This is a genomic window from Streptomyces sp. NPDC026538, from assembly GCF_055567535.1.
This window is the reverse complement of record NZ_JBVHQG010000016.1, coordinates 152,318-166,520: the sequence shown is the minus strand read 5'-3', so window position 1 is coordinate 166,520 and position 14,203 is coordinate 152,318. Positions and strand designations below refer to the sequence as shown.

15 protein-coding genes are annotated in these 14,203 nt (G+C 71.5%); 9 read left to right on the top strand and 6 right to left on the bottom strand.

Translation table 11 applies throughout. The features are described 5' to 3' along the window. Window positions 1-98: 98 nt before the first annotated feature. Window positions 99-986, bottom strand: coding sequence for an SDR family oxidoreductase (locus ACZ4N4_RS42685; RefSeq protein WP_467599383.1), 888 nt, complete (start codon window positions 984-986; stop codon window positions 99-101). Between the two features lie 133 nt (window positions 987-1,119). On the opposite strand from ACZ4N4_RS42685, the gene ACZ4N4_RS42680 reads away from it, so the two are divergent. The 4 genes from ACZ4N4_RS42680 to ACZ4N4_RS42665 all read left to right on the top strand — a co-directional run bounded on the left by ACZ4N4_RS42680 (window position 1,120) and on the right by ACZ4N4_RS42665 (window position 3,659). Continuing rightward, window positions 1,120-2,016: a LysR family transcriptional regulator gene (locus ACZ4N4_RS42680; protein WP_453577847.1), complete on the top strand. Its 897-nt coding sequence runs from the start codon at window positions 1,120-1,122 to the stop codon at window positions 2,014-2,016. Between the two features lie 123 nt (window positions 2,017-2,139). Further along, entirely contained in the window at window positions 2,140-2,481 is a 342-nt protein-coding gene (locus ACZ4N4_RS42675) for an ArsR/SmtB family transcription factor (protein ID WP_453577844.1), read from the top strand. Window positions 2,482-2,484: 3 nt separating this feature from the next. After that, complete coding sequence (locus ACZ4N4_RS42670; protein WP_467599380.1) at window positions 2,485-2,991, top strand: SRPBCC family protein; 507 nt, start codon at window positions 2,485-2,487, stop codon at window positions 2,989-2,991. Next, a complete protein-coding gene (locus ACZ4N4_RS42665; protein ID WP_467599377.1) occupies window positions 2,991-3,659 on the top strand; it encodes a dihydrofolate reductase family protein in 669 nt (222 codons plus the stop codon). Before ACZ4N4_RS42670 ends, ACZ4N4_RS42665 begins: the two co-directional genes overlap by 1 nt. A gap of 39 nt (window positions 3,660-3,698) precedes the next feature. On the opposite strand, the gene ACZ4N4_RS42660 is transcribed toward ACZ4N4_RS42665, so the two are convergent. The 3 genes from ACZ4N4_RS42660 to ACZ4N4_RS42650 form a co-directional block, all read right to left on the bottom strand. Then, window positions 3,699-4,304, bottom strand: coding sequence for a TetR/AcrR family transcriptional regulator (locus tag ACZ4N4_RS42660; RefSeq protein ID WP_453577838.1), 606 nt, complete (start codon window positions 4,302-4,304; stop codon window positions 3,699-3,701). Next, entirely contained in the window at window positions 4,301-5,794 is a 1,494-nt protein-coding gene (locus tag ACZ4N4_RS42655) for an MFS transporter (protein ID WP_467599374.1), read from the bottom strand. Before ACZ4N4_RS42655 ends, ACZ4N4_RS42660 begins: the two co-directional genes overlap by 4 nt. 94 nt (window positions 5,795-5,888) lie before the next feature. Further along, window positions 5,889-7,076: an FAD-dependent monooxygenase gene (locus ACZ4N4_RS42650; protein WP_467599371.1), complete on the bottom strand. Its 1,188-nt coding sequence runs from the start codon at window positions 7,074-7,076 to the stop codon at window positions 5,889-5,891. Window positions 7,077-7,423: 347 nt separating this feature from the next. Here ACZ4N4_RS42650 and melC1 point away from each other — a divergent pair, with 347 nt between their 5' ends. Together melC1 and melC2 are read left to right on the top strand one after the other, a co-directional pair. Then, window positions 7,424-7,846 carry an apotyrosinase chaperone MelC1 gene (gene melC1 / locus ACZ4N4_RS42645; protein WP_467599368.1) on the top strand — a complete coding sequence of 141 codons (423 nt, stop codon included), beginning with the start codon at window positions 7,424-7,426 and terminating at the stop codon, window positions 7,844-7,846. 35 nt (window positions 7,847-7,881) lie between these two features. Continuing rightward, on the top strand, window positions 7,882-8,703 hold the full coding sequence (gene melC2, locus ACZ4N4_RS42640; RefSeq protein ID WP_450768168.1) for a tyrosinase MelC2: 822 nt from the start codon (window positions 7,882-7,884) through the stop codon (window positions 8,701-8,703). A gap of 50 nt (window positions 8,704-8,753) precedes the next feature. Here the strand turns inward: melC2 and ACZ4N4_RS42635 are convergent, their stop codons facing one another. Together ACZ4N4_RS42635 and ACZ4N4_RS42630 are read right to left on the bottom strand one after the other, a co-directional pair. Beyond that, window positions 8,754-9,455: a ribonuclease H family protein gene (locus ACZ4N4_RS42635; protein WP_467599365.1), complete on the bottom strand. Its 702-nt coding sequence runs from the start codon at window positions 9,453-9,455 to the stop codon at window positions 8,754-8,756. Window positions 9,456-9,502: 47 nt separating this feature from the next. Further along, the gene (locus ACZ4N4_RS42630) at window positions 9,503-10,297 is read right to left on the bottom strand and encodes a VOC family protein (protein ID WP_453577825.1); all 795 of its coding nucleotides are present in this window, start codon (window positions 10,295-10,297) and stop codon (window positions 9,503-9,505) included. 150 nt (window positions 10,298-10,447) lie between these two features. Between ACZ4N4_RS42630 and ACZ4N4_RS42625 the strand changes: the two genes are divergently transcribed. The 3 genes from ACZ4N4_RS42625 to ACZ4N4_RS42615 all read left to right on the top strand — a co-directional run bounded on the left by ACZ4N4_RS42625 (window position 10,448) and on the right by ACZ4N4_RS42615 (window position 14,199). Then, entirely contained in the window at window positions 10,448-11,455 is a 1,008-nt protein-coding gene (locus ACZ4N4_RS42625; RefSeq protein ID WP_467599489.1) for a zinc-binding alcohol dehydrogenase family protein, read from the top strand. A 228-nt stretch (window positions 11,456-11,683) separates the two neighbouring features. Next, the gene (locus ACZ4N4_RS42620) at window positions 11,684-13,126 is read left to right on the top strand and encodes a family 2B encapsulin nanocompartment shell protein (protein WP_467599361.1); all 1,443 of its coding nucleotides are present in this window, start codon (window positions 11,684-11,686) and stop codon (window positions 13,124-13,126) included. 20 nt (window positions 13,127-13,146) lie between these two features. Continuing rightward, complete coding sequence (locus ACZ4N4_RS42615; RefSeq protein ID WP_467599358.1) at window positions 13,147-14,199, top strand: family 2 encapsulin nanocompartment cargo protein terpene cyclase; 1,053 nt, start codon at window positions 13,147-13,149, stop codon at window positions 14,197-14,199. Window positions 14,200-14,203 lie beyond the last annotated feature (4 nt).

Here is a 14,203-nt window from a genome sequence, read left to right as displayed (position 1 = left end):
GGGCGGGGCCGGTGGGGGCTGGTCGCGCACACGCGGCCCTGGCCGCATGTCGAGCACAGCCCCGCGCCCTTGAAGGGGCGCGTTGCCGGTGCCGGAGCCTAGAAGTAGTGACCCTCTTCCAAGTCCGCGAGCAGGTCCGCCTGTTCCGGCTTCCAGCCCAGGAGCTTCCGGGTCCGCTCGCTCGATGTCGCGTTGTCGATCGCGGCCACCATGCCCAGCCAGCCGAAGTGCGCCTCGGCCTCTGTGGGCGCGATGCTCTTCATCGGGACGTCTAGGCCCTCGGCGATCGCCGCGGCGATGTCCTTGAACGGGACCCCCTGATCGGCCGCTCCGTGCAGGGCCGTGCCCGCCGGGGACGACTCCAGGGCCAGGCGGTAGAGATGGGCCGCGTCCAGGCGGTGCACGGCGGGCCAGCGGTTGGTGCCCTCGCCCACGTACGCGGCGACGCCCGTCCGGCGGGCGACGTCGATCAGCTGCGGCACGAAGCCCTGGTCGCCACGGCCGTGCACGGTAGGGGCCAGACGGACCACCGAGCTGCGTACGCCGCGCTCGGCGAGGGCGAGTGCGGCCAGATCGCAGGCGCCGCGGTGGACGGCCGGTGCCGGGGTGTCCTGCTCCGTCGCCACACCGTCGACCGCGGCGAGCATCAGGGTTCCGGAGGTGACGACGAAGGGCCGGTCCGACCCTTCCAGGGCGGCCCCGATCGCCTCGATCACGCGCAGGTCGGTCTCCACGGCTCGTGTCACGTCCGGGAAGTCGTCGTGGTTGAAGGCGAGGTGCAGCACGCCGTCGGTCCCCGCCGCCGCGCGTGCCAGGTCCTCGGGGTCGTCGAGGCTGCCGCGGTGCACTTCCGCGCCCGCCGCCTTCAGGGCCTCGGCGGACCTGTCCGAGCGGGCGAGGGCGAGAACCCGGTGCCCGGCGCCGAGGAGTTCGGGGACGGCCGCGGAGCCGATGAAGCCGCTGCCGCCGGTGACGAATACCCGCATGGCCGGTGCTCCTTCGAGGGAGGGGTTGGTGGCTCCATCATTCGGCCGACGGGCGGCGCGCGTCCAAAGCCTGATGCGCAATGCGCAATGCGTTTCAGGCATCGGCGCAGGTCGTCGGCCGTACCCTGGAGGCATGGCTGATCCCGCTTCCGGCCCTGACCTCGATCTGCGGCTCGTCCGGTACTTCACCGTCGTCGCCGAGCAGCGGCACTTCGGGCGGGCCGCCGGCGTCCTGCACATCACCCAGCCGTCGCTGAGCCGCCAGGTCCAGCGTCTGGAGCAGGTGCTGGGGGCGCGGCTCTTCGACCGGACCCCGCAGGGGGCGCGGCTCACCGAGGCCGGTGAGGTGTTCCTGCCGCGGGCGAGGGCGTTGCTGACGGCCGCGGGCGAGGCCGCGGCCGTCACCCGGGCCGCCGCCGAGCCCAGCCGGATCACCGTCGGGTACATCAACGGGATCTTCGTCACCCCCGCCGTGCGCGATCTGCGCCGCCGCTTCCCCGATGCCGACGTGCGGACCCTGCACCTCGGCTGGAACGAACCGCGCGAGGCCCTGCTGGCGGGGCGCGTCGACGCGGTCGTGACCCGGCTGCCGTTGCGCACCGACCGGTTGCGGGTGACGGTCCTCTACGACGAGCCGCGTGTCCTGGTGGTCCCGCTGGACCACCGGCTGGCCGGGAAGGAGTCGGTCACACTCGACGACATCGCCGACGAGCCGCTGCCCCGGGGACGGGATCCGCTGTGGAACGCGTTCTGGCGCGTCGATCCCCGGCCGGACGGCAGCCCGGCGCCCGACGGTCCGTTGATCGGCGCGGTGGAGGACAAGTTCGAACACGTAGCCGCGGGGCAGGCCGTGGCGATCGTGCCCCTGGTGCCCGGTACGGCCATCCGCCCCGACCTGACCACGGTCCCGTTGCACGGAGTCGAGCCGAGCCAGGTGGTCCTGGCGACCCGCGCCGGGGACCACCACCGGCTGCTGACGGCCTTCCGCAGGTCGGCCGAGGCGGTGCTGACCGGCCCGGAGCCGGACTAGGGCCGGACCAGGGCGTGCTCAGGGTTGAGATCACGGGTCGTTCCCGCGGCGACCGTCATCCGACAGACTCGCCCGTTTCCCGACCGGCTTGACGCATTCCGATATGGGAATACGATGGCTGCCATGGCACGAGCAGCGACGACCTCGGACGTCTTCAACGCGATCGCCGAGCCGCAGCGCCGGGAGATCCTGGTCCTGCTGAGGGCGGGTGAGCGGCCGGTGACCGAGTTGGCCCAGGAGTTGGGGATGACCCAGCCCGGCGCGTCCAAGCACCTGCGGGTGCTCCGGGAGGTCGGGCTGGTGCGGGACCGCAAGGCGGGCAAACAGCGCCTGTACGGCCTGGACGCCCGCGGGCTGCGGCCGGTCCACGAGTGGGTCGGCGGATTCGAGCGGTTCTGGAACGAGAGTTTCGACCGCCTGGACACCTACGTGCAGGACCTCAAGCAGACACGGCAGGAGGAATGACCGATGGCAGGAGCAGGGCAGGAAACGCGGGCGGAGCCGACGACGGCCGACCGGGAGATCGTGATCTCCCGGGTCATCGACGCCCCACGGGAGCTGGTGTTCGAGGCTTTCACGGAGGTCCGGCACCTGTCGCGGTGGTGGGGTCCGGACGGGTTCACCACCACCACGCGGTCCTTCGAGTTCCGCGAGGGCGGGGAGTGGGTCTTCGTGCTGCACGGGCCGGACGGGACCGACTACTCCGAGTGGATCCGCTGGCTGCGGATCGTCCCGCCGGAGCGGATCGCGCTGCTGCACGGTGAGTACCGCGACGACCCGAACGCCTTCGAGTCGGTCCTGACCTTCGCGCCGGACGGCGCGGCGACCCGGATCGTGATGCGCACGGTGTTTCCCACCAGGGAACTGCGCGACGAGGCGGTCGAGAAGTACCACGCGATCGAGGGCGGCCGGCAGACCCTGAGCGGCCTGGCGGCCTATGTCACCGGCCTCGCGCGGAAGGAAGCGGAGGGCTGATGGCCGGGAAGGTTTTCTTCAGCGTGTCGATGTCGCTGGACGGATTCGTCGCGCCCGAGGCCGTGCTCGCCCAGGACCAGCTCTTCGCGCCCGACAGGCAGGACGACCCGGACGTTCGGCGCTGGATGGCACAGTGGACGGAGCTGCAGCAGTGGGTGTTCCCGCTGCGGTTCTTCCGGGAGAACCTGAAGCTGGGCGAGGGCGGCGAGGAGGGCCGCGACAACGACGTCGCGCGGGAGACGTTCGAGCGCACCGGCGCGAGCGTCATGGGCAGGCGCATGTTCGATCTCGGCGAGCGGTCATGGCCGCAGGAGGCGCCCTTCCACACCCCGGTCTTCGTCGTGACCCACACCGGGCGTGACCCGTGGGAGCGGCCCGGCGGCACCACGTTCCACTTCGTCGACGACGGCATCGAGCACGCCCTCGACCGAGCCCGCGAGGCCGCCGGCGACCGCGACGTCCGCATCGCCGGCGGCGGCGCGACGATCCTGCAGTACTTGAACGCCGGCCTGGTCGACGAGTTCTCGATCACACTGTCACCGGTGCTTTTCGGCGCCGGCACCCGCCTGTTCGACGGCGTGGACGCGTCCAGGGTCGCGCTGGAGCCGCTCCGTTCGGAGCCGTCTTCGCGGGTGACACACCTGACCTACGCCGTGCACCCACGGTAGCCGCGCGCCACCACTCCACCCTCCAGGGCGGCCCGCGCCTCAGGGCGTCAACTGGGCCTGGACGGCGGGGCCGTAGCGGTCGGCGAGGTCGTCGATCGCCGAGTCGCGCAGCCGTGGGCCGCGGGCGATGCCGTACATCACGCCCAGGCCGATGAGCTGGGCGACGGCGAGTTCGGCGCGCAGGGGGGCGTCGGGCCCGGCGAGCCGGGCGGCGACGCGGTCGACCACCTGGGCGCGGAAGTTGGCGCGCAGCACGTCTCCGTGGTCGCCGTGCAGAGGGGCGAAGACGATCCGCAGCAGCGGGTCGGCGCCCCGGTCGCGCTGGCCCTCCAGGACGTGCCGGACCATGTGCCGGCCCAGGTCGTCCAGGGGTGCGTCCAGCAGGGCGGCCGCGTCGGCGTCGAAGGACATCACGCGGGCGAACAGGCCGTCCTTGTTGCCGAAGTACTTGAGGATCAGCGGCGCGCTGACCCCGGCGCGTTCGGCGACGTCCTTGAGGGTGATGTCGGCGTGCGCGTGCCGGGCGAGGAGGTGGCGTGCGGCCTTGAGGATGGCGGCCTTGGTGGCCTCCGCGTCCCGGCGGGCGGGCGCGGGCGCTTGGGTGGTGTCGTTGCCGGTGTCGGGTCGGGTGCTCACGGCACTCATGCTCCCTCCAGCGCGTCGTCCCGCGCGCCCTGGAGGCGGGCCTTGGCGCGCGGGGCGTCGTCCGTGGCCTTGTCGCCGGGTATGGACAGGGCGGCCGCGCCGGCCACCAGCGCGATGACACCGGCCATCGTGAACGACAGCAGATAGCCGTGCAGCGTGGGCACCAGGGCGCCGCCGACGCGGCTGGTGTGATGGGTGAGGACGGCCGCCACGGCGGCGCTAGAGGTGGCCTGGCCGATGGTGCGCATGAGGACGTTGACGCCGTTGGCGGAGGCGGTCTGGCTCGCCGGGACGGCCCGCAGGATCAGCGTGGGCAGCGCCGAGTAGGCGAGGGTGGTGCCGGTGGCGACGACGGTGGCGCCCAGGATGATCATCCACAGGTCTCGGCTGTCGGCGATGCGGACCACGTAGCCGCAGGCGATGACCGCGGCGCCGAGGGCGAGGGTGATGCGCGGGCCGCGGGAGGCGGAGATCCGGGCGGAGAGCGGCGAGAACAGCAGCATGGTGATGCCACCGGGGAGCAGGCAGAGGCCGGTGGCCACGATGGACAGGCCGAGGCCGTATCCGGTGGCCTTCGGCGCCTGCACCAGCTGGGCGGTGACCAGGGAGTTGGCGTAGAAGGCGAACCCGGTGAGCAGGGCGGCGACATGGGACAGGCCGACCCGGGGCCGGGACACCAGACGCAGGTCGACCAGCGGCTGCTCGGTCCGCAGTTGCTGCCACCACCACAGGGCCAGCACGACGACGGTGGCGGCGAACAGCCCGAGGACGCGCGGGCTGCCCCAGCCCCACTGGCCGCCCTGCGAGACGCCGAGCAGCAGACAGGTCAGTCCGACGGCCAGCCCGAGCGCGCCGAGCACGTCGAACCGCCCCGGTTCGCGCACCGGTGACTCCCGGACCGCCCACCACACGGCCGCCACGCCCAGCGCACCGAGGAGGCTGGTCAGCCAGAACATGGTGTGCCAGTCGTAGTACTGCACCACCAGCGCGGCCAGCGGCAGCCCCAGCGCGGCGCCGATGCCGACGGTGGAGCTCATCAGCGCCACCGCCGATCCCCGCCGCTCGGGCGGCAGTTCGTCACGCAGGATGCTGATCGACAGCGGTACGACGGAGGCGGCGGCGCCCTGCAGGGCGCGGGCGGCGATGAGCACGGTGATGTCGGACGACAGTGCGCACATCACGGAGCCCACGGTCATCAGGGCGAGCGCCCCGGTCAGTACCCGGCGCTTGCCGTACATGTCACCGGCCCGGCCGAGCACCGGAGTGAGGACGGCCCCGGCGAGCAGGGTCGCGGTGACCATCCAGGAGACGGTGCCTGCCGAGGACCGGGTGAGCCTGGGCAGGTCCGGGAGCAGGGGGACGACCACCGTCTGCATGACGGCCATCAGGATCCCGCCGAAGGCCAGCACCGGGATGGTCAGCCGCTCCCGCAGCCGGGGCGGTGCGGCGGACGAGCCCGAGGGGCCGGCTGTCGGGGCGGGGTGATCCATCGGCGCTCCTGCGGACGGCACAGATAAGAAGGTGAATACCAATTCACCCTATCGAGTGAATGGCCTTTCACCAACTCGTGCCGACGGCGGGCGACTACGACCGGGAGTGCAGGGCGCGCGCCGCCCGGGGCCCGAGCCACCGCTTGAGCCGGCGCAGCACCTCCAGCCGTCCGGCCGCCTTGTCGATGCCGTAGTAGAGCTGCGGTGGAACGTACGGCAGCAGCGGCGAGTGACGCTGGCCGAGCAGGGCGAACATGCGGTGCGGGGGGAGGCCGATATAGCGGGGCAGGTTCTCGTACCACTGGGCGCTCAGGCGGGCGGCGCTCTGGGCGGAGACCAGCTCGGCCTTGCGCTGCCGCTCGTAGGCGACGAGGGCCTGCGGCACGGCGCCGTGCTCGCGCAGGGCAGCGGCGAGGCACATCGCGTCCTCCAGGGCGAGGGTGGTGCCGGCGCCGATGGAGTAGTGCGTGGTGTGGGCGGCGTCGCCGAGCAGGACGAGGTTGCCGTGGTGCCAGGTGCGGCTGACGAGCGTGCGGAAGGTGGGCCAGGCGGCCGCCGAGGAGCCACCGATCAGCGGCCGGCCGTCGAGGATGCCGGCGAACAGCTTCTCCAGCAGGGCCAGCTGGTCGGCCTCGTTCAGCGTGTCGAGGCCGAGGCCGGTCAGGGTCTCGGGGGCGCACTCGATGACGCAGGTGCTGTGCCCGTCGTCGTAGGGGTATCCGTAGCACCAGACCCAGCCGTGCTCGGTCTCGGCGAAGGCGAAGGTGAAGGAGTCGAAGGCCTTGGTGGTGCCGAGCCAGACGTAGTGGTTGCGGCCCTCGGTGACCTCGGCCCCGAAGGCCTCGGCGTGCCGGGTGCGCAGGGCACTGTGGATGCCGTCGGCGGCGACGACCAGGTCCGCCTCGGGAAGGTCGTCGGGCGTGATCTCGCTCTCGAACTCCAGCCGTACTCCCAGGGACCTGGCGCGTGCGGCGAGGATCTCCAGGAGGCGGTGGCGGCCGATGCCGTGGCCCGGGTCGCCGGGCTGCCGGGCCACCTGGTCGCGGACATGGGCGATGCCCTGGTGCCAGCGCACAGAGCTCTCCTCGACGGCGCGTGCCGACTCGGGGTCGTACGTGTGCAGCCGGTCCATCAGGGCACGCCAGTAGGTGACGCCCCAGCCGTAGGTCGAGCCCTCGGGGTTGCGTTCATGGACGGTGATGTCGTGGGACGGGTTCTGCCGCTTGAGCAGGATCGCTAGATACAGGCCGGCGGGCCCGCCTCCGACGCAGACGACCTTCACACGTACCCCTGGGTCTCACTGAAAGTGGCCGATTGGCACCGCAGAGTAGCAGCGGTGACGGGCCCGGCCGGGTTTTCGAATCGCGCCAGATTGACGGCGTGAGCCACGACACCCGGACGGCGGACCCTTGCGAAAGATCGACGGAAACGCCCCCGCCCGGGCAAGGAATTCCCCGTTCCGGTACCGCCGAGCCCCCGGCCACGGCAAGATCATCTTCGTTCAATCTTGTATGACATGTAGTCAATTGTCCTGATCACAGCCAACCCGATCCGGGCGATTTCTCCCGCTCGGAAACCGGCGGATAGGCATACGGAGTCATCACCCGCACCCAGCACAGGAGCATCCGTATGCCCGAGCTCACCCGCCGTCGCGCGCTCACCGCGGCGGCCGCCCTCGCCGCCGCGGCCGGTGCCCAGACCCTGGTCGCCCCCGGCACGCCGGCCGCCGCTCACCCGCAGGAGGGATCCCTCGAACCCTTCGACGAGGTCTACAAGGGCCGCCGGATACAGGGCCGCCCGTCCGGCATGGGCGACATGGGCGGCATGGCCGGCATGAAGGACATGAAGGGCATGGGCGGTCACCACCACGGACACGGCACCGGTTACGCGGTGTTCGTGGACGGGGTGGAGCTGCACGTCATGCGGAACGCGGACGGCAGCTGGATCAGCGTGGTCAGCCACTACGACCCGGTGCGCACCCCGCGTGCCGCAGCCCGCGCGGCGGTCGACGAGCTGCAAGGCGCCGCGCTGCTGCCGTTCCCCGCCAACTGACCGCCCCCACAAGGACTTCCGGAGCCTCGAAGCACATGACCATACGCAAGAACCAGGCCAGTCTGTCCGCCGACGAGAAGCGGCGGTTCGTCGCCGCCGTCATCGAGCTGAAGCGCAGCGGGCGTTACGACGACTTCGTACGCACGCACAACGCCTTCATCATGTCCGACACAGACGACTCGGAGCGCACCGGCCATCGTTCGCCGTCGTTCCTGCCCTGGCACCGCAGATTCCTGCTCGACTTCGAGCAGGCGCTGCAGTCGGTGGACTCCTCGGTGGCACTCCCCTACTGGGACTGGAGCGCCGACCGCACGGTCCGTGCCGCGCTGTGGGCGCCGGACTTCCTCGGCGGCACCGGGCGCAGCTCCGACGGGCGGGTGACGGACGGCCCGTTCGCCGCGTCGAGCGGGAACTGGCCGCTCAACGTCCGTGTGGACGGTCGTACTTATCTGCGCAGGTCACTGGGGGCCGGCGTGCGCGAGCTGCCGACCCGGGCCGAGGTCGACTCGGTGCTGGCCATGGCGACGTACGACATGGCGCCCTGGAACAGCGCCTCGGACGGCTTCCGGAACCATCTGGAGGGCTGGCGCGGGGTCAATCTGCACAACCGGGTCCACGTCTGGGTCGGCGGGCAGATGGCCACCGGGGTCTCCCCCAACGACCCGGTGTTCTGGCTGCACCACGCCTTCATCGACAAGCTGTGGGCCGAGTGGCAGCGCCGGCACCCGCAGGCGGCCTATGTGCCGGGCGGCGGGACGCCGGACGTCGTCGACCTGAACGAGACGATGAAGCCGTGGAACGACGTGCGGCCGGCGGACCTGCTCGACCACACGCGGTTCTACACGTTCGACGTCTGAGGACAGTTGAGGACAGCTGACGGCGGCTGCGGACGTCTGACGACGGAGGCTCAGGCGTCCGCCGTGCGGCACTCCGGGTGGCCCCAGCCCTGCCCGTTCTTCGCGATCGGCTCGCCGGCCGCGTAGGGGCGGCCGCACAGGCAGCGGCCGGGGAACTTGGCCTTGATGGTGCGCGAGGAGGAGCCGCCGGCGGCGGTCTTGCGGGGTGCCGCCTTGCGGCGCGGGGCCCCGGCGGAGGCGGCGGGCGTCGGCGACGGCGGCGGCACCGGGGAGCCGAGGGCGCTGCCCGCGGCCTCCTGGACCGTCGCCGCCTGGCTGGCCGCGCGGTCGGCGAAGTCGTTCAGCGGGTCGCCGTCGACCTGGTGGGCTGCGACGTACCGGAAGTCGACCGTGCGGCCGTCGAGGAGTTCGTCGATGCGTACGACCAGGTCCTGGTTGGCGACGGGCTTGCCCGCCGAGGTCTTCCAGCCGTTGCGCTTCCAGCCGGGCAGCCAGGTGGTGACCGCCTTCATCGCGTACTGCGAGTCCATCCGCACCTCGAGCGGCACGTCCGGGTCGACGGCCGTCAGCAGCCGCTCCAACGCGGTCAGTTCGGCCACGTTGTTGGTGGCCTTGCCGAGCGGCCCGGCCTCCCAGCGGGCCGGCGTCTCCGCGTCGTCGGACACCACCCAGGCCCAGCCGGCCGGTCCCGGGTTTCCCTTAGAAGCCCCGTCGCACGCGGCCACCACTCGTTCACGCATGGGCCCGATCATGCCACGGCCGGACGGGGAGCCCGCCCGTGGCCCGGTGTACCTCCTGGTCAGACGTCCTTGACCTGCGGCTGCTCGCCCTCGGTGGTGGTGAGGTCGATCACCGAGAAGTTGGCGCCCTGCGGGTCGGTGAGCGCCGCGAACCTCCCGAAGGGGCTGCTCATCGGACCGAAGCGCAGCACCGCGCCCTGCTTGGTGGCCCTGGCGACGGCCTCGTCACAGTCGTCGACGGTGAAGTAGACGTTGATGTACGAGGCCACCTCGGGCGGGAAGTCGTCGGTCATCCCCATCCGGCCGAGGACCGTGTTCCCGCCCACGTCGAACATCCGGAAGTCGACGTTGTCGTCCTCGACCTGCCTGGCCGTGTAGGAGAAGACGGCGGTGAAGAAGGCGTCGGTCTTCTCGGGCTCGCGGGTGAAGACCTCCGCCCAGCAGTAGGCGCCGGGCACGGCCGTGGCCTCGAAGCCCTCGTGGACGCCGCCCTGCCAGATGCCGAAGACCGCCCCGCCGGGCTCACGCGCCAGGCACATCGTGCCGAAGTCGCCGACCTGCATCGGCTCCATCAGCACCTCACCGCCGTTCTCCCGGATCCGCTCGGCGACGGCCGCCGCGTCCGGCGAGGCGAAGTACAGACACCACTGCGAATGCCCCTCCTGACCGGACATGGGCGGTACGACCGCGGCGACGGCCTTGCCGTTCGCGTAGGCCTGGGTGTAGTTGCCGTACTCCGAAGTCGACTCGCCGAACGTCCAGCCGAGGACCTCGCCGTAGAAGCTCTTGGCCCCCTCCAGGTCGCTGAACATCGCGTCGGCCCAACAGGGGGTTCCTTCAGGTTGTACCGCCATGGCCGCGGCCCTTCCGATCGCACGGACTCTGCCGGTTCCTCACGCTAGCCATCCGGCCGACCGTCCGCGCGCCGAACTCCGGACTCCGGCGGACACTGGGAAGGATGACCGAGCGGCCTTCGGCGGACGGGGCGCGGCATGACGGACGTGATGCGGGCGTGGACGGTGGCGCGGCCCGGACCGGTCGAGGCGGATCCGCTGCGGCTCGTCGAGCGTCCGGTGCCGGTGCCCGGAGCCGACGAGCTGCTGGTCCGGGTGCGCGCCTGCGGGGTGTGCCGGACCGACCTGCATGTCACGGAGGGCGATCTGCCGGTGCACCGGCCCGGGGTGACGCCGGGGCACGAGGTGGTCGGCGTGGTCGCGGGCCTTGGCCCCGACGTGGCGGACTTCGCGGTGGGTGACCGGGTGGGGGTGGCCTGGCTGCGGCGCACGGACGGGGTGTGCGCCTACTGCCGGCGGGGCGCCGAGAACCTCTGCCCGCACTCGGAGTACACGGGCTGGGACGCGGACGGCGGCTACGCGGAGTACACGACCGTGCCGGCGGACTTCGCCTACCGGCTGCCCGGCACTCTCGAGGACGTGGCGCTCGCGCCACTGCTGTGCGCCGGGATCATCGGCTACCGCGCGCTGCGCAGGGCAGCGCTGCCGCCGGGCGGCCGGCTCGGCCTGTACGGCTTCGGCGGCAGCGCCCATCTGTGCGCGCAGGTGGCGCTCGCGGAGGGCGCGACCGTGCATGTGCTGACCCGGGGTGCCGAGGCCCGGCGGCTGGCCCTGGAGCTGGGTGCGGCCTCGGCCCGGGACGCCTCCGAGTCGCCGCCCGAGCCGCTGGACAGCGCCGTCCTGTTCGCCCCGGTCGGCGATCTGGTGCCGGTCGCGCTGCGCGCCCTGGACCGGGGCGGGGTGCTGGCGGTGGCGGGCATCCACCTCAGCGACGTACCGGCACTGAACTACGAGCGGGAGTTGTTCTACGAGCGGGAGCTGCGCAGCGTCACCTCCAACACCCGTGGCGACGGGCGGGAGTTCCTGGCTCTGGCCGAGCGGCACCACGTCCACGCGACCACCCACGTCTATCCGCTGTCCGCGGCCCCCCAAGCCCTGCGGGACCTGAAGGCCGGGCGCTTCGACGGGGCCGCGGTGCTGGTCAACGACTTTTCCTGAGCCCAACCCGGGCCGGCCCCGGGCACCGGAGCGGGCCACCGGCGCGTGATCGGGAAACGCAACCTTTTCCACCCCGAACACCAGGTTTGCGCAACTAAGGCGCACAACCGCCCCTTTCGCGCCGTACCCGTAGATCACCACGGCTGTTTGGCTGGTCCTTGCGCAACGCCACCTCGCACACCACCGACCCTCCGGGTCACCTCTGTTCGCCTCTCTGCTGGAGGGAATGTGTCCACACCGGACAGCGTCATCGGTTCCGCCGTCGACGAGCCCGAGCCGGATCCGACCACCAACGGGGAGCTCACCAGCCTGAGCACCCGGGCGGCACGTCAGCTCGCCACGACCACCAAGTCAGAACCGCAGATGCAGGCCATCACCTCCCGGTGGCTGCTGAAGACACTGCCGTGGGTGGACGTCAAGGGCGGCGCCTACCGTGTCAACCGGCGCCTCCAACTGCGCACCGGACGCGGCCGGGTGAGCTTCGAGCAGAACGGCGGGGACGACATCCGGGTCATCCCCGCAACCCTCACCGAACTGCCCGTCCTGCGGGGGTACGACGACCTGGACGCGCTGACCCAGATCGCCGAGCGGTTCCAGGCCCGCGAAGTGCGCGCCGGGCAGGTGCTGTTCGAGGCCGGGCAGCCGGTCACCGAGACCTACCTGGTCGTGCACGGCCGCTTCATCCGGTTCGCGGCCGGCAAGTACGGAGAGGAGGAGGTCGTCGGGGTCGTCACCGACGGCGACCAGATGGGCGACGAGGCGGTCGGCCAGACCGACCCGCTGTGGCTCACCTCGGTCCGGGCGGAGACGGCGGGCGTGGTGCTGGCGCTGCCCTGGACGGTCGTCGAGGAGGTCATGGACCGGGTGCCGTCGCTCGGTGCGCATCTCCAGGCGTACGTCGACCGGCAGCGGCTGCCGATGAACCGCAAGGGCGAGGCCGGGGTGCCGGTACAGGCCGGCCACCGGGGTGAGCCGACCCTGCCGGGCGGCTTCGTGGACTACGAACTCGCGCCGCGTGAGTACGAGTTGTCGCTCACCCAGACCGTGCTGCGGGTGCACTCCCGGGTCGCCGACCTCTACAACAACCCGATGGACCAGACCCAGCAGCAGCTGCGTCTCACGGTCGAGGAGATCCGTGAGCGCCAGGAGTGGGAGCTGGTCAACAACCGTGAGTTCGGGCTGCTGCACAACATCGACTACGGGCAGCGGATCAGCTCCTTCACCGGCCCGCCGACCCCGGACGACATGGACGAACTGATCTCCATGCGCCGCAAGACCAAGGTGATCCTGGCGCACCCCAAGGCGATCGCGGCGTTCTTCCGGCAGTGCAACCGGCGCGGACTGGTGCCCCCGAGCGCGAACATCGACGGGCACGAGATCCCGGCCTGGCGCGGGGTCCCGATCTATCCGTGCAGCAAGATCCCGATCAGCGACGACCACACCAGCAGCATCATCGCGCTGCGCACCGGCGAGACCGACCAGGGGGTCATCGGCCTCTACCAGACCGGGATCCCGGAGGAGTTCCAGCCCGGCCTGAACGTTCGCTTCATGGGCGTCAACGAGCAGGCCATCATCAACTACCTGGTCACCGCCTACTACTCGCTGGCCATCCTGGTCCCCGACGCGGCCGGGATCCTGGAGAACGTCCAGCTCGGCCGCACCGCCGACTGACGGCCTGGAGCACAGTCATCATGACCACACCCACCACCTCCTACGTCCTGCCCGGGCCGCCGGACATCGCGCGGAGTCTGCGCCCGGCCAGGCGCACCGGGGCGGTCCCCGGACTGCACTACCGGCCGGCCGTGCCCGCCGACCCCGCCAAGTCCGCCGAGCTGGACCGCCGCCTGGAGACCTGGGCCCGGGAGCTCGACCTGTTCCCCGAGGCCTGGAAGGGGGACTTCTCGGGCTTCCAGTTCGGCCGGGCCGTCGTACTCCAGCATCCGGGCGGTCTCGACCTGGACCGGCTCACCGTCGCCGGCAAGCTGCTGCTGGCCGAGAACATCGTGGACTCCTGCTACTGCGAGGAGGACGAGGGGCGCGGCGGATCCCGGCGCGGACTCGGCGGCCCACTGATCATCGCCCAGTCGGCGCTCGACCCCTACCACGGCATCCCGGAGCTGGAGGAGGAGTGGCGCGAGGGCATCCGGGCCGACGGTCCGCTGCGCTCGTACCACTTCGCTCTCGCGGACTTCGCCGGGTTCGCCACCCCGAGCCAGACCGATCGGTTCGTGCACGACATCGCCCGGCTGCACCTCGGGTACCTGGGCGAGGCCGCCTGGATGGAGACGCGGTACATGCCGCGGATCTGGGAGTACCTGGTGATGCGGCAGTTCAACAACTTCCGGCCGTGTCTGTCGATCGTCGACGCGGTGGACGGCTACGAGCTGCCCGAGCCGCTCTACGCCCGCCCGGAGATCCAGCGGATCACCGCCCTGGCCTGCAACGCGACCACGATCGTCAACGACCTGTACTCCTTCACCAAGGAGCTGGCGAGCGATCCGGACCACCTCAACCTGCCCCAGGTGGTGGCGGCCAACGACCGGCGCGGACTGAAGGCGGCCTACCTGAAGTCCGTCGACATCCACAACCGGATCATGGCGGCCTTCGAGGAGGAGTCGGCCGCCCTGGGCGCCACCTCACCGCTGATCGCGCGCTACGCGGAGGGCCTGGCCGCCTGGGTCTCGGGCAACCACGAGTGGCACTCCACCAACACCAACCGCTACCACCTGCCCGACTACTGGTAGCGGC

Coding starts and splice junctions, on each gene's coding strand:
- ACZ4N4_RS42615 (WP_467599358.1), top strand. CDS start 13,147: ATGACCACACCCACCACCTCCTACGTCCTGCCCGGGCCGCCGGACATC.
- ACZ4N4_RS42630 (WP_453577825.1), bottom strand. CDS start 10,297: ATGGCGGTACAACCTGAAGGAACCCCCTGTTGGGCCGACGCGATGTTC.
- melC1 (WP_467599368.1), top strand. CDS start 7,424: ATGCCCGAGCTCACCCGCCGTCGCGCGCTCACCGCGGCGGCCGCCCTC.
- melC2 (WP_450768168.1), top strand. CDS start 7,882: ATGACCATACGCAAGAACCAGGCCAGTCTGTCCGCCGACGAGAAGCGG.
- ACZ4N4_RS42675 (WP_453577844.1), top strand. CDS start 2,140: ATGGCACGAGCAGCGACGACCTCGGACGTCTTCAACGCGATCGCCGAG.
- ACZ4N4_RS42625 (WP_467599489.1), top strand. CDS start 10,448: ATGCGGGCGTGGACGGTGGCGCGGCCCGGACCGGTCGAGGCGGATCCG.
- ACZ4N4_RS42655 (WP_467599374.1), bottom strand. CDS start 5,794: ATGGATCACCCCGCCCCGACAGCCGGCCCCTCGGGCTCGTCCGCCGCA.
- ACZ4N4_RS42680 (WP_453577847.1), top strand. CDS start 1,120: ATGGCTGATCCCGCTTCCGGCCCTGACCTCGATCTGCGGCTCGTCCGG.
- ACZ4N4_RS42635 (WP_467599365.1), bottom strand. CDS start 9,455: ATGATCGGGCCCATGCGTGAACGAGTGGTGGCCGCGTGCGACGGGGCT.
- ACZ4N4_RS42685 (WP_467599383.1), bottom strand. CDS start 986: ATGCGGGTATTCGTCACCGGCGGCAGCGGCTTCATCGGCTCCGCGGCC.
- ACZ4N4_RS42660 (WP_453577838.1), bottom strand. CDS start 4,304: ATGAGTGCCGTGAGCACCCGACCCGACACCGGCAACGACACCACCCAA.
- ACZ4N4_RS42670 (WP_467599380.1), top strand. CDS start 2,485: ATGGCAGGAGCAGGGCAGGAAACGCGGGCGGAGCCGACGACGGCCGAC.
- ACZ4N4_RS42665 (WP_467599377.1), top strand. CDS start 2,991: ATGGCCGGGAAGGTTTTCTTCAGCGTGTCGATGTCGCTGGACGGATTC.